General features: G+C 56.7%; 17 protein-coding genes and 2 pseudogenes. 14 read left to right on the top strand and 5 right to left on the bottom strand.

The features are described from left to right. From HMPREF2975_RS03120 to HMPREF2975_RS03095, 6 genes are all read left to right on the top strand, one after another. Positions 1-217: hypothetical protein (locus HMPREF2975_RS03120; RefSeq protein WP_141757265.1), on the top strand; the 217-nt coding region annotated here is incomplete at its 5' end. A 695-nt stretch (positions 218-912) separates the two neighbouring features. After that, the gene (locus HMPREF2975_RS03115; RefSeq protein ID WP_157886315.1) at positions 913-1,116 is read left to right on the top strand and encodes a hypothetical protein; all 204 of its coding nucleotides are present in this window, start codon (positions 913-915) and stop codon (positions 1,114-1,116) included. A 47-nt stretch (positions 1,117-1,163) separates the two neighbouring features. Further along, positions 1,164-2,108: a DDE-type integrase/transposase/recombinase gene (locus HMPREF2975_RS13050; RefSeq protein ID WP_413772593.1), complete on the top strand. Its 945-nt coding sequence runs from the start codon at positions 1,164-1,166 to the stop codon at positions 2,106-2,108. 15 nt (positions 2,109-2,123) lie between these two features. Beyond that, positions 2,124-3,485, top strand: a complete 1,362-nt coding sequence (locus tag HMPREF2975_RS03105; protein ID WP_070725688.1) for an MFS transporter — start codon at positions 2,124-2,126, stop codon at positions 3,483-3,485. Positions 3,486-3,592: 107 nt separating this feature from the next. Next, a complete protein-coding gene (locus HMPREF2975_RS03100) occupies positions 3,593-4,594 on the top strand; it encodes a LacI family DNA-binding transcriptional regulator (RefSeq protein ID WP_070725687.1) in 1,002 nt (333 codons plus the stop codon). Between the two features lie 43 nt (positions 4,595-4,637). After that, positions 4,638-5,675: a nucleoside hydrolase gene (locus HMPREF2975_RS03095; protein ID WP_058236083.1), complete on the top strand. Its 1,038-nt coding sequence runs from the start codon at positions 4,638-4,640 to the stop codon at positions 5,673-5,675. 104 nt (positions 5,676-5,779) lie between these two features. On the opposite strand, the gene HMPREF2975_RS12740 is transcribed toward HMPREF2975_RS03095, so the two are convergent. After that, the gene (locus HMPREF2975_RS12740; protein WP_257525375.1) at positions 5,780-6,832 is read right to left on the bottom strand and encodes a bacterial Ig-like domain-containing protein; all 1,053 of its coding nucleotides are present in this window, start codon (positions 6,830-6,832) and stop codon (positions 5,780-5,782) included. An 89-nt stretch (positions 6,833-6,921) separates the two neighbouring features. Beyond that, the gene (locus HMPREF2975_RS03085; protein ID WP_058236081.1) at positions 6,922-7,725 is read right to left on the bottom strand and encodes an MMPL family transporter; all 804 of its coding nucleotides are present in this window, start codon (positions 7,723-7,725) and stop codon (positions 6,922-6,924) included. Positions 7,726-7,765: 40 nt separating this feature from the next. Between HMPREF2975_RS03085 and HMPREF2975_RS12450 the strand changes: the two genes are divergently transcribed. The 6 genes from HMPREF2975_RS12450 to add all read left to right on the top strand — a co-directional run bounded on the left by HMPREF2975_RS12450 (position 7,766) and on the right by add (position 13,293). Continuing rightward, positions 7,766-7,939 carry a hypothetical protein gene (locus HMPREF2975_RS12450; RefSeq protein ID WP_157843490.1) on the top strand — a complete coding sequence of 58 codons (174 nt, stop codon included), beginning with the start codon at positions 7,766-7,768 and terminating at the stop codon, positions 7,937-7,939. 12 nt (positions 7,940-7,951) lie between these two features. Beyond that, positions 7,952-8,548, top strand: a complete 597-nt coding sequence (locus HMPREF2975_RS03080) for a type IIL restriction-modification enzyme MmeI (protein ID WP_058236080.1) — start codon at positions 7,952-7,954, stop codon at positions 8,546-8,548. A gap of 75 nt (positions 8,549-8,623) precedes the next feature. Then, positions 8,624-8,932 carry a DUF4230 domain-containing protein gene (locus tag HMPREF2975_RS03075; RefSeq protein WP_058236079.1) on the top strand — a complete coding sequence of 103 codons (309 nt, stop codon included), beginning with the start codon at positions 8,624-8,626 and terminating at the stop codon, positions 8,930-8,932. Between the two features lie 136 nt (positions 8,933-9,068). Beyond that, positions 9,069-10,496, top strand: coding sequence for a purine-cytosine permease family protein (locus HMPREF2975_RS03070; RefSeq protein WP_070725683.1), 1,428 nt, complete (start codon positions 9,069-9,071; stop codon positions 10,494-10,496). Between the two features lie 29 nt (positions 10,497-10,525). Beyond that, the gene (locus HMPREF2975_RS03065) at positions 10,526-12,286 is read left to right on the top strand and encodes an adenine deaminase C-terminal domain-containing protein (protein ID WP_058236077.1); all 1,761 of its coding nucleotides are present in this window, start codon (positions 10,526-10,528) and stop codon (positions 12,284-12,286) included. 8 nt (positions 12,287-12,294) lie between these two features. Further along, on the top strand, positions 12,295-13,293 hold the full coding sequence (gene add, locus HMPREF2975_RS03060; RefSeq protein ID WP_058236076.1) for an adenosine deaminase: 999 nt from the start codon (positions 12,295-12,297) through the stop codon (positions 13,291-13,293). 178 nt (positions 13,294-13,471) lie between these two features. Here add and HMPREF2975_RS12735 read toward each other — a convergent pair. Together HMPREF2975_RS12735 and HMPREF2975_RS12910 are read right to left on the bottom strand one after the other, a co-directional pair. Further along, positions 13,472-13,816: pseudogene (locus HMPREF2975_RS12735) on the bottom strand (DUF2254 family protein). Then, positions 13,817-14,194 (bottom strand): annotated as a pseudogene (locus HMPREF2975_RS12910) (DNA polymerase); the annotation flags it as partial. It lies immediately after the preceding pseudogene. A 149-nt stretch (positions 14,195-14,343) separates the two neighbouring features. Here HMPREF2975_RS12910 and HMPREF2975_RS13045 point away from each other — a divergent pair. Continuing rightward, positions 14,344-16,665, top strand: coding sequence for a type I restriction-modification system subunit M (locus tag HMPREF2975_RS13045; RefSeq protein WP_193599964.1), 2,322 nt, complete (start codon positions 14,344-14,346; stop codon positions 16,663-16,665). 103 nt (positions 16,666-16,768) lie between these two features. Beyond that, positions 16,769-17,392: a CadD family cadmium resistance transporter gene (locus HMPREF2975_RS03045; RefSeq protein WP_070725679.1), complete on the top strand. Its 624-nt coding sequence runs from the start codon at positions 16,769-16,771 to the stop codon at positions 17,390-17,392. A 109-nt stretch (positions 17,393-17,501) separates the two neighbouring features. Here HMPREF2975_RS03045 and HMPREF2975_RS03040 read toward each other — a convergent pair whose 3' ends face one another. Next, positions 17,502-19,109, bottom strand: coding sequence for an immunoglobulin-like domain-containing protein (locus HMPREF2975_RS03040; protein WP_083314368.1), 1,608 nt, complete (start codon positions 19,107-19,109; stop codon positions 17,502-17,504). Positions 19,110-19,261 lie beyond the last annotated feature (152 nt).

Genomic DNA, 19,261 nt, shown 5'->3' with positions numbered 1-19,261 from the left:
GGTCGTGAAGGCTGTGTGGAAGAAGGTCCAGGTTGATAACCCGAATGGTGGGAGCAACAAGAACGGCGATGACGCCGTTAAAGCGTCTGAATCTCGCAAGTCTGGAAAGCTCTCGAAAACTGGATATGCTGGGATGCCGTATCAAGTCGCAGCGATGATTCTTGCAGCCGGCGGATTACTGATTGCTGCTGGTAGGAAGAAAGTCAGAAAGGACTAAAACTGAGAAGTTAAAGTAGCGTAAGCCGCCCATATGAGCAGTGAATATGGGCGGCTTCGCTATTTTCAAGGAACTTGTAAATATCGAAGTAAGGAACTGCTTCTGCTCTCTGCAAAGCAAAATTTCCCAAGGTTCTTGTAGTAAGAGATTGCTTCGTGAGCTTAATTAACCACCGTCACTCGTGGTTTGGGGATCATACCCGAATTATGAGTATTAATGCGTTGTTATTGGGGTTTGATGAGGGGTATGAAGCTTTGAATTATTGTTCGACGAGCACTTGTGATCGACCGGTTTGGGGTGCCTGGCAGTTAAATCACGTACTGACATTACCTCTAAAACGCAAGCTGACTTGTTTATAAAACTGCTGCTAGAAGGATATTTTATTACGGAACTCGTGATAATTAAAACCTCTCTTGTCACTAAAACGGCCTGATGCTGGGAAGTTCGAGTACCTAAAGCGCAAGTTGCAGGCGAGATATATGGGCCAGATCCTTATCGATGGGATCTGCATTCCCTATAACTGGTGTAAATCAGACTGGGTTTGTGAGAGGGCATGCTATACCTAGCAAGGTTTTTCTATAGCTATCAGTGCTTATGACCAGGAGACCAGGGAGCGGTCGGTGAAGATATGCTTTGATATCCTTGCTGGCGGTGCCTCGTCGAAGCCGGCAGCTATTCGTGTTGTGGAAGCAAAGATGGGAATCGAAGCATCCACGTTGCGCAACTGGATGAGAAAGGCTGAACAGGCCGAGGCGCTGGAAGTAGCAGCCAGTGAGGCGGATAAAGATGCCGAACTTAACAAGCTACGCGAGGAAAATGCCCGGCTTGAGGAAGCCGACGAGATCTTGAAGCTGACGTCAGCTTTTTTGCCTAGGCGGAGCGTTACCGCGCTCAAGTGATTGTGAATTTTCTGCATATTCACCGGCACTTGTATTCCATCGAGCGGATGTGCCACGTGTTCAACGAGCACGAATACGACATTTCGCCAGCAACCTACTACCGTTACATCAGCCGGGTTGCCCCCCACACAGGCCGAACTCGAGGAAGCGTATGCTGCCCACAAGCTGTACACGCTGTGGGTGAAGGCGAGGCGCGTTTATGTGGCAGGCGCAAACTCTGGAAAGTATTCCTGCGCGCTGGATGGTGGATTGGCCGTGACCAGGTACAACGACTGATGAACATCCTGGGAATCAAGCGTGCGCCGGAAGAAGTCGCAACGCACTCCGATCAGTGGCGGGCGGCGGATTTCACCTACGTTTCTACCTTGCAGGGTTGGGTGTGCGTCAGTTCTGTTGAGGACGTGTGCACCAGAGAAATCCTTGCAGTCGTCGACATCCAGACGGATAACAGTCTGGTCGCATGTGCCTTGAGGCAGGCGTTGGCCACACGGAAGTGTCAGGACTCGTTCTTTAAGTCTGCTGGGGTCATACATCACTCCGATGCGGGTAGTCAGTACACCTTGACTGATCTGCGCGACCTGCTGCAACGCCACGGGATGGATGGCTCAATCGGTGCCATTGGGGATGCCTACGACGATGGGCTGATGGAGTCAGTCATTGGGCGGTACAAGTCCGAGTTGATTCACGTTGAAGTTGCTGCCTGGGCCAACAGGCAAGAAGGGAGACCGCGATTATCGGCTGGGTCCACTGGTGCAATACCGACAGGTTGTATTCATCGATTGGGGACATCCCACCCGGTGAGAGATACACCAACCATTTTCAACACGCAGCCTTCAAGGCTGCCTAACACGCCGCTCTCAAAACTCAGGCCAATTCAGTATGCGCCTGGATTCCCTCCGTTTAGTGAGGCGTTTCGAGTGACCAGAGTGTTTTGCACCCTCGTATCTATACGTATAGAATGCGTCTCGCAGAAATCAATGGTGAACCTGTGAAACAGGGGAGGGCAGATGCCGCACATCAAGCATCGCAATCAAATAGCCGATCAACACTTCGAAAGTACCCACGGACGCAAATCTTTCTGGTCCGCAATCGTGTCAATCTGGCTGGGCACGACGATGGAATACGTCGACTTCGCACTGTATGGAATGGCAGCAGGCCTGGTCTTCAGCGATGTCTTCTTCCCTGAACAAACCAAGATCATCGCATTGCTCTCCGCGTTCATCACCTACGCGGTCGGCTTCCTGGCCCGCCCCGTGGGCGCATTCGTGCTGGGACGGCTCGGTGATCGCGTCGGCAGGAAGAAAATCCTTGTCTTCACCGTCGCCCTCATGGGTATCGCAACCTCGGGAATCGGCCTTCTGCCCACATACGCCTCCATCGGAATCTGGGCGCCGATCCTGCTCGCCCTGCTGCGCATCTGCCAGGGATTCGGTGCAGGTGCCGAACTTTCCGGCGGCGCAGTCATGCTGGCCGAATATGCACCCACCCGCCACCGCGGCCTGGTCGCCTCGCTGATCGGTGTCGGCTCCAACAGCGGCACGCTGCTCGCCTCGATCGTGTGGCTGCTGGTCCTGCTGCTGCCGCACGAACAGGTCATTTCCTGGGGATGGCGAATCCCGTTCCTGTGCTCTGTGCTGGTCGCAGCATTCGCACTGTTCCTTCGCCGCTCGATGGATGAAAGCCCCGTCTTCAAGACCTATCAGGAGAAGAAAGCACGCGAACTGGCCGACCTCGACAAGGCGGAAAACGAGCCCGCTAAGTCGACATTCGGGTGGAAAGCCTTCCTGGTCATGCTGGGTCTGCGCATCGGTGAAAACGGCCCGTCTTACATGGCTCAGGGATTCCTGGTCGGCTACACCGTCAACGCGCTGGGCATGAACAAGTCCGTCCCCACGACCGCAGTGCTGATTGCGTCGATCCTCGGTTTTGCTGTCATCCCACTGTCTGGCTGGTTGTCCGACAGGTTCGGACGACGCATCACCTATCGCGTCTTCTGCGCCCTGCTCGTCATCTACGGCGTGCCCGCATTCTTCCTCATGGAATCGCGCGACGCCCTCGTTGTCGGAGCAGTCATCGTGGTCGGCATGTGTCTGGGTTCCCTCGGAATCTTCGGCGTGCAGGCTGCCTACGGCGTCGAACTGTTCGGCGTCGGCCACCGCTACTCAACAATGGCGATTGCCAAGGAACTGGGATCCATCCTGTCAGGCGGAACCGCTCCGATGGTCGCGTCAGCACTGCTGGCTGCGACCGGCTCGTGGATCCCGCTGGCCATCTACTTCATGGTCACCGCTGGAATCGGCTTCATCACCACGTTCTTCGCACCGGAGACTCGAGGCCGCGACCTCACACTGATCGAAGATGCCATCTAGGCCACGATGCTAAAGTGAAGGATAGAAAATCGCCTTCATGCACGATGCCGGTTTTCTGTCTTTGTTTTAGCGCGACGAGGACGCCCTGACCCCAAGCAGACATCGATATGGCGAAAAGAGCTACTCAGAACGACGTTGCCAAGCTGGCGGGCACGTCAACAGCAGTCGTGAGCTACGTGATCAACAACGGTTCGCGCCCCGTTGCTCCCGAAACCCGCAAACGTGTGCTGGAAGCGATTAAGCAGACCGGCTACCGTCCGAACAACGCGGCCAGGGCACTGCTGACAGGCAAAGGCACCACTTTCGGAGTGGTTGTCCCTGACCTGGCGAACCCGTTCCTGGCACACATGCTCCAAAGCATCGAAGACGAGTTCTACGATCATGGGTATTCGCTGCTGGTCGCTGATTCACACGACTGCCTCAAGCGAGAAGAAGACATCATCGAGACTATGATGAGCCAGCAGGTCGCTGGCCTGGTGTGGTACTCGGTTGATCAGCCGCCGCCTGCTCACCTGCTGAAAGACTTCGCGCGGCCGGTGGTATTCGCCAATGCGTGCACTCCGACAGACACTGGCGAAGTTGCAGGGCAGCGTATCAGCGTCCTGGAAGACGAACGAGGAAGCGCCGCAGATCTGACGCGCGAACTCAAGAAACGCGGCTGCAGGACCATCGGGCACCTGGGCGGGCCGCGCGGACGCATCAACTCCGCCGAACGCAGCCGAGGCTGGTTCGACGCCCTCGACGACGGTTCAGACGGCAATCCCGAAGATCACCCCCACCACCTGAGTGCCCCCTACACGTACGAGGGTGGGTGGCAGATGGCCGAACACTTTGTGAACCTGGGCTGTGACGGGGTGGTCGTGTCCAATGAGATGCAGGCAGTAGGGCTCATGGCGCGCCTGGCATCACTGGGCGTGCGTATCCCCGACGACATCAGTGTGGTGGCCATGCACATCACTGCGCATGCCGAATACTGTGTGCCGGCACTGTCGGGAATCCACGTGGATATGGCTGATCTGTCAGCTCAGATCGCCACCTCGCTGCTGGGGTCAGGCGCGGCCGCCACCATCGTTCCGACAACATACTTCGTAGAGCGGGCCAGCTGTTAGCCCGCTCCTCACTCTCACTTCACGAAAGTTTCAGGTTTTATTGATGCCACTCATCATTGACTGCGACCCCGGCAACGGCATTCCAGGTGCGAACGTCGACGACGCGCTGGCACTGTGCTTAGCGTGGTCCAGCCCCCAGCTGGATCTGGCGTCGGTGTGGACGGTCTTTGGAAACGTCAGCGCCGCGGAAGGCGCGCAGGCGGCGCATCGGTTGGCGCAGGCATTCGGTGTGAGCACCCCGATCCTCACAGGATGCGACGTTCCCCTCGACACATATGTGTCACGCGGAGCCTGGCGGGACAAGATGGAAACGCCCCGTCGCGCGCCTGACGTTGCACGCCTGTGGCAAGGGGAGGAATACCCCGCGCAAGGGGAGTCGGCACAGCAGGATGCGTCTGATCCGTGCGAGTCCGTGCAGGAAGTGGCGGCACGGCTGGCTCACGATGTCATGTCGCACGTACACGGCGGCCCGGTCACAATCGCTGCCCTCGGGCCGCTGACCGACATTGGAGCACTGATCCGGTTCGAGCCGGAAGCTGCCCGCCATGTGGCAGAGATCCGCATGATGGGCGGATGCCAGGGGTACGACGACCTTGTCGACACGAACTTTGCGATCGACCCGCTGGCGGCCTCCATCGTGTTCGCCTCTGGAATCGACCTGACAGTTGTGCCACTCGATGTCACGCGCACGACGCAGCTTTCGCGCGAGCGGTGGGAACAGGTCAGGCAACGTGCCGGCGACCTGCCCGAGCAGCGTGAGCGGGCCGAAGCCATAGATGCATGGCTGAGTCCGTGGATCGAATACAGCACGCGCACGCGGCCGGTGGACGGCATGTGGGTACACGACATGGTGGTCATCGCCCAGATGCTGTGCCCGGAGGTTGTCGAGGAGGAGGCAGGCCGCTTTATGCTGGCACGCGACCCCAGGGGCAAACTGCTGGAGGCCTGCGATGGGGGATCGGGCGAGGGCACCTGCGGCGACGAGGAATTCCTTGCCAAGCCAAGACAGGTAAACATGGTGACCGCTGTTGATAACGACAGGCTGTTGACGCTGTGGACGAACGTCGTCCTCGGCGTGTAGAGCCATTGCGCGTGGCTTCTCACTGGCACAACTCGGTATGATATTTTCAGGCGTAACGAAAGTGGAGCCCGACGAATCGGACCCCACTTTCGTGTTACCTCCGGTTAGTGCTTCCTGCGGCGTACGAGCGCCGCACCACCAGCCAGTGCGAACAGTGCCGCAATTCCGGCTCCTGTTGCGTTCGAACCAGTGGCTGCCAGTCCGGGCTTGCCAGTCGAGCTGATCGAGTACTTACCGTTAGCACCCTCAGCGTCGGGGATGGCGCATTCGACCTTCGGCTCTTCCGGTCGTGGCTTCACCATGAGTTTCGCAGTCTTGGTGACCGTGGCACCATTTTGGTCGGTAGCCGTGAACTCAATCTGATACTCGCCAGCCTTGTTGGCGTCAAACTTCGAGTCTGGATTGGCCAGTGTCTTACCTCCGGTTGCCTTGGAAACCATGGAGGACAGGTCGATCTGGTCGCCTTCCCAGATCTCCAGATCCTTCAGCTCCAGTGTCGGCGCGGGCTTCACTTCCGCGATGCGCTTCTTGACGATCAAGTTCGCGGTCTCTTTGGTCTCAACGCCGTCGGCATTGGTAACGGTGACTTCAACCGGATATGTGCCAGCGACAGCTGAATTGAACTCGGCGTTCAAATCAGGAACCGGGGTACTGTCGGTCCCCTCTTTGGTGATCATGTCCGCAAGTTTGAAGGGCTCACCCTCCCAAATCGTAACGTCCTTAACGGCAAGCTTCGCCGGGGGATTCTTCACTGTCAGGCGAGCAGTCTTCGTGACGCTGGTAGTCCCATCCTCGCTGGTGACCGTGTAGGTCAGGTCGTAGGTTCCAGGCTTGTTCACGTCGTACTTCGAATTCGGGTCGAGCGTAACGTTCCCGCCAGCGGAGTTCGTGACGAGGGTGTCGAAGTCCCCACCGAACTCAATGGTCTTATCAGCAACCTCAAGAGTCGGGTTAATGACCAGGTTTGCCGTAGCAGTATTGCTCTTCACACCAAATTCATCGGTGACCGTGAAGGTCAGCGGGAAAGTACCAGCCTTGCTGGAGTTAGCCGGGGCGCCCTCAATCTTGACGTCATCTTTCAGGTCGCGGCCCTTGTAGTCGGTGGCAGACACGAGCAACGACTGGGGATCGAGCGTGTCACCGACGGTAATCGCCAGGTCTTTCGCTACGACCTTCGGAGCGATGGCCCACTGCGCCCTTAGCCTGACGATTCCACCTGTGATGTGGAGGTTTTTGGTGTCAGTGGTTAAAGTATCGACTTCGTCGAACTGATAAGGGTTTTGTCTGGTGAATGTCTTGTCCTCATTATTGAGATTGAGCGTGGGATCCAGCTTGCTCGTTCCGGACCAGCCTCGGCCAGCTTCTGCCATGGCCACCAGATCTGAGGGCCGATGTTGAGCACCAAGCCTGGGATCAGCAGCGTTCGGACGATGAGCGTGTCTTTGAGCACGCCGTACGCGACGATGAACGCCAGCTGGATCATGAACATCAACGGGATGACGACGAGCGCGGAGAACGTCGCGGCGAGCACGGTGCCTGCCGACGTAATGGCGCCGCCTGTCACCGTCAGCGCCTTGAGGATTCCTGGGCGTGTTCCGATGTGATGGGCCTCCTCGCGGGCACGCGTCATGAGGAAGATTGTGTAGTCGATGCCAAGCGCAACCAGGAATAAGAAGCCACACAGTGCTACGGATGGGTCGGCGCCGGGGAACTTCAGCACGTGGTTGCACGCAAGCGAGGCTGTACCCAGGGCAGTGCCGAAGGAGATCACTGTTGCGGCGATGAGGATGGTGGGGAGCAACAATGCGCGCAGCAGGATGGCCAGAATCACCCACACAACGACGAGCGCGAGGGGGATGATGACGCGCAGGTCACGTTCGCCAGTCAGGTTGGTGTCGATGTCCGTGGCGGTAATGCCGCCGACGAGCACGGAGTCTAAGAGCGCATGCAGTTCGTCACGAATCTTTGCAACAGTCGACTCGGCTTCCCTCGAATCTGAAGCGTCGCTGAGGGTGGCGTGGATGTAGACGCGGCCGTCGAGGACGGCCATGGCATCGTCGATGTTTTCCTGGGAAGAATAATCTGCGCAGGTGATCCAGCCCCTGCATCGAAGTGTTCGTCAAGAAGTCTTTGGCCTTACTGACCCGGATTCGCTTCGCTCCAGCCGCGAGAAAGCTGCCTCGATTGATGCGGGGGCGTTGGTTGGAAAGCTCCGTGCTGCGTTGCTGGAGCAATATATCGATCCGAAAACCACGCAGGCTTAACACGCGCTCAACGTGCTGTGTGTTCGAATCGTGTTCTGCCTGTTCGCTGAGGATGCGGGACTGTTCGAGAAGGACGCGTTCTACCGGTATCTGTCCTCTTTCGATGCACAGCAGCTGCGTTCGGCTCTCCTCGAGTTGTTTAAGGTGCTCGATACGCCGGTTCCTGACCGCGATCCGTACCTGTCGGATCGTCTGCGGGCTTTCCCCTATGTCAACGGTGGTCTGTTCAAGGGGAACGTGGAAATACCGAATTTCACTGAATCGATCCGCTCCCTTCTGCTGAACGAGGTGGCGCAGGATACAGATTGGTCGCAGATTTCACCGACCATTTTCGGTGGGGTTTTTGAATCGACCTTGAACCCTGAAACTCGTCGTTTCGGCAGTATGCACTATACCAGTCCGGAAAACATCCACGAGGTCATTGATCCTCTGTTCCTTGACGATCTTCGCAGCGAGCTCGACACGTTTCTGACTGCAGATGGGCTTACTGAGCGTCAACAAGACAACCGGCTGCGCATGTTCCACGAGAAACTGGGTTCGTTAACTTTCTTTGAAGGTTTCAACCCGACTTGGATACAAAATCGCAGCACAGTCGCGCTGGGGGCGTGAGTGGTTCAAATGGGAGGTCGTTGGTTCAGTTCCGAGAGAATGAAGTATTAGGTTGAAGATTTGCTGTGTGGAAGGGTGCGGCCAACCAGGAGCGTTTACGACGCGCACGCGGCCGACGTTCTGGGCGAGTCGATAGACCCGGCCAGTGTCGAGATTTATGACCAGTCGTTCAACCCGCTAAACCAGGTCTCGGTGGACGACGTGACAGATTTTCTCAGCGCCGAGACTGATAAGAACAGGGACGAAGCGATCAAGGGAGGTCCGCTGCAGAAATCAGAGGAGCACACCGCGAGGCTGCTGAAGTCCCACGTTAAGGCGGTGCTCGTGGGCACGGACAAGGCCGACTACGAGGTAGAGGTTAAGTTCGCCGGCGGGAACGTGTGACAGCTCTATTTCTTTAGGGACGGCGTTAAACCAGAAATCGCTTAACAGCAAGTTGAATCGGCCTAGTCAGTTCTATAAACTCTGGATCGGATCCTAACCCAGTTCGGCTGGGCACCTTGAAAACTAAGGAGACGATTTGTCAGATCCAGCGGCTCTTGAAACCTCTTCAGGTATCGATCAACAGGGCATTGATCTCGTCCCACCAAATCGTCGGCACGGAAAAGCCATCGACTTATTCTTCCTCTGGGCCGGTACAACCACGAACATCTTCACCGTCTCTTACGGCGCGCTGCTGGTGATTCTTTTCGGCCTCAGTTTCTGGCAGGCTATCGCGGCGATCGTCATCGGCAACCTAATCGCCTACCCGTTGCTGGCGCTGGCCTCGTTGCAGGGCCCCAAGACCGGCACGACCAACATGACGATCAGCCGCTCTAGCCTGGGTCCTCGAGGCGGACGAGCAAATGGCCTGTTCTCGTGGCTGATGCTGCTCGGCTTCGAAGCTGCCGGTCTGGTGCTCGTTTATTACGCGATTGCCGCGCTACTAGGCATTTTCGGCGTCGATATCTCGGGCGTTACGCAGGTCGTGCTCATCGTGGTGCTCGGCCTTATCCAAATGCTGCTGCCGCTGATCGGCTACAACTTCCTGATGGCAGCGCAGAAATTCGCCACAATCATTTTCGCCTGCGCGTTCGTAATCCTGGCAGTGCTGATCCTGCCCAAGGTAAACATCGCGACGGGCGAGGTAGGCGCCGACATCAACGCGATGAGCAGCGCGATCAGTCTAGTAGTGGTCTCCGGCGGCCTGAGTTGGGCATGCTCCGGCTCGAACTTCTCACGATATTTGCCCGAAGAAACCAGCCCGTTATCGGTTAGCACCTGGGCCGCGCTGGGCGGTTTCGTGCCGTACCTCTTGCTGCAGAGCCTAGGCGCCGCCATGGCTACGGTCGCAGTCGGCCCCGACGTTGACCTCTCCGACCCGCTAGCCGTTCCCGCGATCTTGCCTGCGGGGTTCTCTGTGCCGTTTCTGCTTCTAGTGGGCTTCGGCCTGATGGTACAAAACGGCACCAACCTTTATTCGTCGTCACTTAACCTGCAGACCGCCGGCATCCCGGCAAAGCGCCCGATGGTTGTCGTCACTGACTCGATAATTTGCATCTTGATCACTATCTTCGCGGTCGCCCAGTCGTCGTTCTACGCGCTGCTGAGCGCCTTCGTCGGTTCGCTGAGCGTCTGGCTAGCACCTTGGATCACGATCTATCTCGTCGATTGGGTTATGAGACGCGGCAATTACGATCTGGCTGGCTTGATGAACGACAAGGGCGGGGTCTACTGGGGTGTCGGGGGCGTGAAGCTGCCCGGATTCGTCTCGCTGATTGCCGGAATGATCGGTTCCGCGCTATTTGCCAACACCGGATATTTCATCGGCCCGATTGCAGCTGCGATCTCGCCGCAACACCCGGAATATGCCCCTGACTTGGCGATTCCCGCCGGGATAGTGGTCAGCGGCCTCCTGTTCATAGCACTCACAATCACCAATAAGAAGAAGAATTTAGGGATCGCGTGACCGCGCGCCCGCAAAGCTAAGGAGTAGAAATGCCTAACCGGCACGTAATGGATGTGGCCTACGGCAGGGCACATGCTGACAAAATCATCGAAAACGGCAAGCTGGTTAATGTCCTAACTGGCGAAATCTATCCAGCAGACGTGGCCATCGCGGACGGCCGTGTGGCTGCCGTCGGCGACGTGTCTGCGCAGAAGGGCCCCGATACCGAGATCATCGACGCCGAGGGCCGCTACCTGACCCCGGGTCTGATCGACGGCCACATGCACATCGAGTGCTCGAAGCTCTCTGTGACGATGCTCGCCGACATGGTCGCACGTTATGGCACCACCTCGGTCATCTCCGGACTCGATCAGGTGTTGGTCGCCGCAGGCATTGACGGCGTGAAGGAGTTCCTGGCGGAGGCCGCCGACTCGTCGGTACACGTCTGGTGGGGAGCACCGGCTAAGGCGCCCTACACCATCCCCGAGTCCAACGTCGGTTATGCGTTCAAGGCCGAGGACCACAAGATAGCCCAGGAGATGCCCGAGTGCGTCGGCCTGTGGGAGACGGTTCAGGAGATGGTTGAGGACGGTGACGAGGACGTTCTGGCCGCGATGGACATTGCGGAGAAGAACCGACTGCACGCCTTCGGCTGCGCGCCTCTGGTGGACGCCCGCAGGGTGGCTGGATACGCCTCTTCCGGGGTTGTCCTATGTCACGAGTCATACTCGCCTGAGGAAGAGCTGGAGAAGATGCGCAACGGCATCGACATCATCATCAGGGAGTCTACCGCGGCCCCGATGCTGCGCGAGAACATCAAGCTGGTCACCGAGATGGGCGCCCCGAGCGACCGTGTCGGTTTCTGCACCGACGACATAACCTCGAGCGATGTGCTTGGCCGTGGCCATCTCGACTACGTGGTTCGCCTGGCCATCGAGTGCGGCGTGACCCCGATGCAGGCAATTCAGATGGGCTCGATCAACACCGCCCGCATGTACAAGCTCGATCACAAGATCGGCTCGATCGCACCCGGCCGCTTCGCCGACATCCTGTTCGTGGACGACCTGAATGACTTCCGACCCGCACGCGTGATGACCGCTGGCCGCATCGTCGCCGAGAACGGCAAGTCGGTCGTAGCTCCGGTGGCGCCCGAGCGCACCTCGGTTGTCGCCGACACCTTCAAGCTGAAGGAAGTGGACGCAAGCCGCATCAAGGTCGAGGCCGAGGGCTCCAAGGCAGTCGTTCAGGCGATAGTGCTCAGCAAGGACGTGGCCTTCCGCCGTCCCGGCGCGGAGATCGAGCTGGACATCGTCGACGGCGTGGTTCAGCCCTGCATCGAAAAGGACGCAATCATGGTTGCCGTCGCCGAGCGCTACGGCAAGACCGACAACCTGCCGGTTGCCTTCATCAACGGTTTCGGTATCAAGAAGGGTGCGATCGCGACCTCCAACTCGCCAGATGACAACAACGTCGTGGTGGCCGGAACCAATGCGGCAGACATGGCCCTCGCCATCAACGAGGTGACTAGGCTTGGAGGTGGCCAGGTGGCTGTTGCCGATGGCGACGTCATCGGCAGGCTGCCACTGCCGGTAGCCGGCATCGTAGCTGACATTCCAGCTGAGGAGATGGCCGCTGCCGAACAGGAGATGGATCGCATCGCCCGCGATGAGTTGGGCAGCGACCTGCCGTCGCCATTCGGCCAGCTGTTGTTCCTGTCGATCACCGCAATCCCGGAGTGGGCGATCACCGATCTGGGCCTGATCGACTGCGTCAAGTTCGTCGTCACCGATCCCGTAATTTCCAGCAACTAGGAGTCAAAGTGAAGATTTCACCCTTCGTTCAGAAACTGCCCAAGGTAGAGCTGCACCTACACATCGAGGGCACGCTCGAGCCGGAGCTGAAGTTCAAGCTCGCCGAGCGCAATGGCATCAAGCTCGCCGAGGAAACCCCCGAGCAGGTTCGCGAATCATACGATTTCGACGATCTGGCGTCCTTCCTGGCTGCGTACTACGACGGCATGAACGTGCTGCTGACCGCCGAGGATTTTTACGACCTAGCCATGGCATACCTGAGCAAGGCAGCCGAGCAGAACGTGCGCTACGTGGAAATGTTCTTCGACCCCCAGGCGCACACCTGCCGTGGCGTCTCGTTCCACACCGTCATCCATGGCCTGCACCGCGCTCAGGTCGAGGCCGAGAAGAAGTTGGGCATCAAGTCGGCTCTGATCATGTGCTTCCTGCGCGACTTCCAGGCCGAGTACGCGATGGCCACGCTGACCCAGGCCCTGGATTACAAGCACTGGATCATCGGCGTCGGGCTGGACTCCGACGAGACTGGCAACGCGCCTGAGAAGTTCGCCGAGGTCTTCGCTCGCGCTCGTGAGGAGGGCTTCCTGCTGACTATGCACGCCGACGTCGACATTAAGAACTCGATCGAGCACATCCGCCAGCTGATCGAGGAGATCAAGGTTGACCGCATCGACCACGGCACTAACGTCAGCGAGAACCCCGACTATGTGCAGTATCTGGTGGACAACAAGATCGGCCTGACCAGCTGCCCGATTTCCAACACCTGGGTTTCGGACGGCTCCAAGACTCAGCTGATCAAGCAGTTATCTGACAAGGGAATTAAGATCTGCATCAATTCCGACGACCCTGCATATTTCGGCGGCTACATCGGCGAGAATCTGCAGCTAGTTGCCGATGAGTTGGACGCAGACGAGGACTTCCTCAAGCAACTCTGCCTGAATGCGGTGGATATTTCGTGGGCCACCCCGACGCTCAAGCATCAGCTGCGGGAAGAGATTGCCGCCTGCTAAACCTTTCCAGCAACATAATTGGAGCCTTGGCTCCATGAAGCTGCTCCTCCGCACTTCGACTCGGAGGGGCAGCTTTTATCTTTAGACGCCGCTTTCTGGCGAGGGATCCTTCAGCAGATCCTTCTCCCAGGCTGCCTTCTTCACACTTTCTAGGTCGACCGGGTCCTCGATATGTTTCTCAGCAGCCGCAATGATTCGCTTCTGCTGCTTGACAACGAAGCGCTTGATGTTTTTGGTCGGCGACGCTATAAACCGATTCGAGAACCTGCAGCAGCGAGATCACTACTAGGGGTTCGTCGGAACCATTGCGACGTATCTCGCCGCAGAAGTCGTCAATTATCTCCTCGAGTTCCCTCGCGACCGCCCAGACCAGTAGCCTGCCGTTCTCGTCGCGCTTAACCTGCGGGTAGATCGGGTTCTCAACCAGGTCTCGAAGGCTGGTTTAGCACTGCCCGGTGGTGCGGAAGACCGTAGTCGGATCGTTGACGCCGGAACTCAAGGCTCGTACGCCGATATCGAGCACCTGGCGCAGCTCAGCGTTGATGCCATGTTTTTCGACGGGGACGCCGAACATGCGCGACGCGGTCTCGCAGTACAGATCCTTGCCTTGTTCAAACGCTGCCAGGGTTCATGCTTCTCCGGCGAGCCAGGCGATGACACGGGCTTCAATCGCGAAGTAGTCAGCGACGATGAACCGGCATCCGGCGTTGGGGATGAACGTGGCACGGATCAACTGGCTCAGGGTGTCTGGCACGGAGTCGTAGAGCAGTTCGAGCGCGTCGAGGTCAGGCAGATAGTTACGCGGTAGGTTCTGCACCTGGACGAGGCGTCCGGCGAACCTACCGGCGTGCCCCGCGCCGTAGAACTGGATGAGGCCGCGTGCCCGACCGCCCGCTTCTGCGCGTTGACTTTAAGGAGTATTCAAGGGGGTGTGGCCGGCCAAACTGCTTTAGTGCATGTTGCGCGCAATCTTTGTCCTACTCTCTCGATATCCTTATGAAAGTGGCCCGTTGCGGCGTTTAAACTGGTTAGTGGTATCGGGAGTTTATTGTGGGTAGTGAGGCTCAAAGACAAGAGCTACATCGGACTACCTGGCGTATTGCTAATGATCTACGCGGGTCGGTAGATGGCTGGGATTTCAAACAGTACGTGCTCGGCATGCTGTTTTACCGCTTCATTTCCGAACGTTTTGTTCAACACGTGAACCGGCTGGAGCGCGAGACGGATCCCGATTTTGACTACGTTCAACTTCCCGATGATCTAGCCGAGTATGGTCGCGATAGTTCGGTTGCAGAACTAGGCTTTTTTATTCGCCCTTCCGAACTTTTTGAGAACGTGCGCAAGAACGCGGCTTCTGACCCGGATTTGAATGAGCGGCTTGAGCAGGTTTTTCGCAATATTGAGGGTTCAGCTGTTGGCTCCCAGTCAGAGGGCGACATTAAAGGCTTGTTCGATGACTTGGATGTGAACAGCGCGAAGCTTGGTAATACCGTGGCGGCTCGTAATGCGAAGCTGGTGCGGATTTTGAATGAGATTGGGAATCTACCACTTGGTGATTTCAGCTCTCACTCGATTGACATGTTTGGGGATGCTTACGAGTTCTTGATGACAATGTACGCATCTTCAGCAGGCAAGTCGGGTGGCGAGTTCTTCACCCCGCAGGACGTTTCTGAACTGCTTGCGCGCCTAACTTTGGTGGGTAAAACCAAGGTGAACGGCGTGTATGATCCAGCGTGCGGCAGCGGCAACTTTCTGACGGAAACCTACATTGAGCTGCGGCGCTTGGAGAACGTCGTTATAGGCGAGCTGCTTCGTAACCAGACGATGCTCGACTTCGAGGAGGTTGGAGACAGTCCGGTCAAAGTGTCGCTGCACCAGTTTTACGGGATTGAGATCAACGACTTCGCGGTGTCTGTTGCGCGCACGGCCCTGTGGATTGCGGAGCTGCAGGCAAACATTGAATCCGAGACGATCATTTTGCGTGAGATCGACGACCTCCCGTTGCGAGATTCGGCTTCCATTCACGAAGGCAATGCGCTGACTATGGACTGGCAGAGCGTTCTGCCTGCTCAGCGATGCAGCTTTGTGATGGGGAATCCGCCTTTCATCGGCTACTCGAACAAGTCTGCTCAGCAGCGAGCAGATATGGAGCTGGTCTTTGACGGCATGAAGCAGCACGGTTTGCTGGATTATGTCGCTGGTTGGTACCGCAAAGCGGCGGATTACATGGAGGGGACCTCGATCGAGGCTGCCTTTGTTTCCACGAATTCGATCTGCCAGGGTCAGCAGGTGGCGCCATTGTGGCGACCGCTCTTCGAACGCGGAATCACCATCAACTTTGCGCATCGATCATTTGTGTGGGGCAACGAGGCGAGTGATCAGGCACATGTCCACGTCGTCATCGTCGGCTTCAGCTATGTTGCGCGGAAAAAGAAGGTGCTTTTTGACGTTCAAGAAATTGACGAGGGCGTCTCGCAATCGGTGGGCAATATCAATGGCTATCTTGTTGACGCTGCGAATGTCTTTATCGAACGTCGCAGCAAACCGCTGTGCGATGTGCCCCCTATGGTGAGAGGTTCCCAGCCGACGGACGACGGGAATTTGTTGATGATGGAAGCGGAAAAGGAGGCTCTGCTCGCAGTCGAGTCAAGAGCGGAGAAATGGATACGCCGCTTCTCGATGGGTGAAGAGTTCATCAAAGGCAGGAAACGATATTGTTTGTGGCTTGTTGACTGCACGCCACAGGAATTGCGCGTGATGCCGCATGTTCTCGAACGAGTACGCAGGGTAAGAGAATTCAGAGAGAACTCGGTGGAGGCCGCTACCCGGAAGAAAGCAGAAACTCCGTGGCTTTTTGATGAAGTGAGAGCGCCGAAGGGGGATCGATTCATTGGTGTTCCTCCAGTTTCGTCGGAGCGTCGCAAATATATCCCAGTCGATTTTGTCGATAATGGAATGATTCCAGGGAATAAGCTCTATTTCATAGCCGATGCGGGACTTTATGAGTTTGGGATTTTTACTTCTCAATTCCATAATGCATGGACTCGGGTAGTGACGGGCAGGCTAAAGAGCGACTATAACTACTCGAATACCATCGTGTATAACAATTTTGTGTGGCCGAAGGCTAATGATGCTCAACGCGCACTCGTTCAACAAAAAGCGCAGGCAGTTCTTGATGCGCGGGATCAATACGAGGGCGCAACATTGGCTGACCTGTACGATCCAGACAATGCGTGGCTGTACCCGGCGCTGACACGCGCCCACCGCGAACTTGATGCAGCGGTTGAAGCTGCGTATAGTGTCGACTTTGACGGTGACGAGCAAAAAATCGCCGCGCACTTGTTCGACCTGTACGCACAGGCGACTGCGTAGGTGATCGCGGGCCCACGCTCTGGCCCAGCGCTCGCTCCGTTATCCGTAAGCCATCCGAACACATCATCAGCTGCAAGCAGACCCGAGATGGAAGGAGCAAGCTGTGGACATTATCCTTTCAGCCGCACTGGTATTCGTGTCGACATCAATCGACTACCTGTTCATTTTGACTATCCTGTTCGCCACCCAGGGAAAACAGCACCGCAAATCAGTTTATTTCGGGCAGTACCTAGGCACCGGAATCCTCGTGGCAGTCAGCCTTATTGCGGCATTCTTTTTGAACTTGATCCCGCAGGAGTGGGTGATTGGTCTGCTGGGCCTCATTCCGATCGCACTTGGCATACGAGCGGTTCTGGTCGATGAGGACGTTGACGAGGATGAGATAGAAGAACAACTGAGCAAGAAAGGCTCGACAATCCTCGCTTTCGCCGGTCTCACACTCGCAATGGGCGGAGACAACGTCGGAATCTACGTCCCCTATTTCACGGGAAAAACCGTCATCCAGATTCTGATTATCGTTGCAGTCTTCGCTCTGGGGATTCAGGGGCTATGCGTGCTGTCGCAGCGCCTGGCTTCTGTGCCGGCAATTGGTGAGACGGTTGAAAAGTATGAAAGAGTCATTGTGCCGATCGTGTTCATCGGGCTTGGCCTCTATATCCTTGTCGAGAACGGAACCTTCACGCATCTATGGAGCCTCGTAGCCGCGTCGGGGGCTGCTCAACAGTGAAAACCGTGTTGTCAGGAATGTGGTGTCAGCAAAGAGCCAAGGTGGGCTCCTTCTGAAACTCTCAGAAGGAGCCCACCTTGAAAACGCAGGTGGAAAGCTCCGCCGGCTGTTAGCTGTTGACCTTTACTCGGCGCACCAGGCACGCACCCGCTGCGCTGATCAGGAATGCTGAGCCCAACAGCGCACCGCCCGAAAATCCTGTAGCGGCTAGACGATTCGTTGCGGTCGTCTTGACAACAACATTCTGCTTCGGCTTCGGTTGCTGCTTTTCAGGCTTCGTCGGCTCCTCAGCAGGTGGCACAGGCTTAGCCTTCTCATTCACTGTCACAGTTGCGATCTTGGTGACGGTGGCTCCATTCGCGTCGGTAAGCGTGTACGTAATCTGATATGTTCCGGCTTGATCGGAATCGAACGCACCAGGCTCAATGGTTACTTGAGCGGTCAGATCAGGCCCGTCCTGTTCATCGGCGGCCTTCGTGATCAAGGAACGCAAATCCAGCTGGTCGCCAGCGCTAATCGTCGCATCCTTCACTTCCAGAACTGGAGCGGCATTAGCCACGTAAACCGGGTACACGCTCAGGTCTTCGGTCACCACTGTTGAATCGTTGAAGGTCGTTCCTGAACCGTCGGCTGCTGTGTTCCACTCCTTAAAGATCATTCCTTCCCTGGCTGGCGCAGCGGGGAGTTCCTTCGGCAAGCATGTTGTGCCGTCACTGAGGCAGTTCTGAGCCAGTGAATGCTGGAAATACACGTTCCTGGAAGCCAGCGGTTCTGCGGTTTCTCCCTCTTGCGGAGCTTCGGTGTAGAAGTTCACAACGGGCAGAGTTTGGTTGAGCGTGAGTGTGAAGACACTGGAGGTCCTGAACTTATCGGTGGTGTTCACATGGTCGGCGCCCGCCCAGTAGCGAAGATATCCAAAATTGCCTCCAATGGCTTTGATCGACTTTGTTGAGAACCTCTTGTCCTCGTACATGAAGTAGAAGCTACCAGGGCGGTAGCCTTCAGCAGACAGCTTTTCTGTTTCCGCAGAAGATGGGGCAACTACCTGACTGTCCTGACTGACCGTTTTCAGGATATAGTCTGTGCCTTCCTTGTACTTCGGGTTAAGTCCAGTGACCGTGTCGCCATTCATCGTGAACAGATCCTTGGCCACCTCGGCGTTCTTGGCATACGCCATGGTCACGATGTCCATGTGGAAGCGAGTTTCCGCAATCGGATTGGAGTCCTGTTGTGACTTGGTGGCAGAAAGTGCGTCTTTGCTGACTGTCATGAGGTCGGCCTTGCCACCGAGATTTTCAGGATACCCGGATTCTTTTCGAGTGAACCATGAGTGGTATCCAGCTGGAAGCGTGGAAGTATCGACCTTGATGGTGTAACTCTTTCCCTGCGGGTACGGGCCAAGGTATTTGGCTCCACCCCACCGGGCGCGATCCCCAACCACACCTTTCGTGGTGTCGACAAGGTTGCCGCTTTCGTCATACACTTTGAAAGCAACATCCTGCCAGATCTTCTTCACCGCATCACCCTGAAAGCTGCCGTACACAGTCTGAGAGCGACGAACTCCGATAGTATCGGTTGGATCGGCAAAAACCGTGCCTGCCTCATTGACGAAAATCTCCGGCAGAATCTCAATTCGTACCCCGTCGGCTGTACCGTCAGCCGGGGCAGCTTGAGCTGCCGAAGTGGTTTGCGCTACTCCGAATCCCAGCATTAGCATCAATGCTAAAACCAGGGTTAAGCAATGTCGTATTGCTCTGGCCACTGTAACCTCACTGAAAACTCGTGTGAACAAATGTCAGAGTTCTCCATAGGAGAACTTATGGGTAATGTCTTGCAACATGCGAATGAAATTACACCGTATATTATAGC

Origin of the sequence: Actinomyces sp. HMSC065F12, assembly GCF_001814535.1 — a bacterium.
GTDB classification, from domain to species: Bacteria; Actinomycetota; Actinomycetes; order Actinomycetales; family Actinomycetaceae; genus Pauljensenia; species Pauljensenia radingae_A.
Note: the sequence above shows the minus strand (reverse complement) of the source record. Positions and strands in the feature narration are given on the sequence as shown.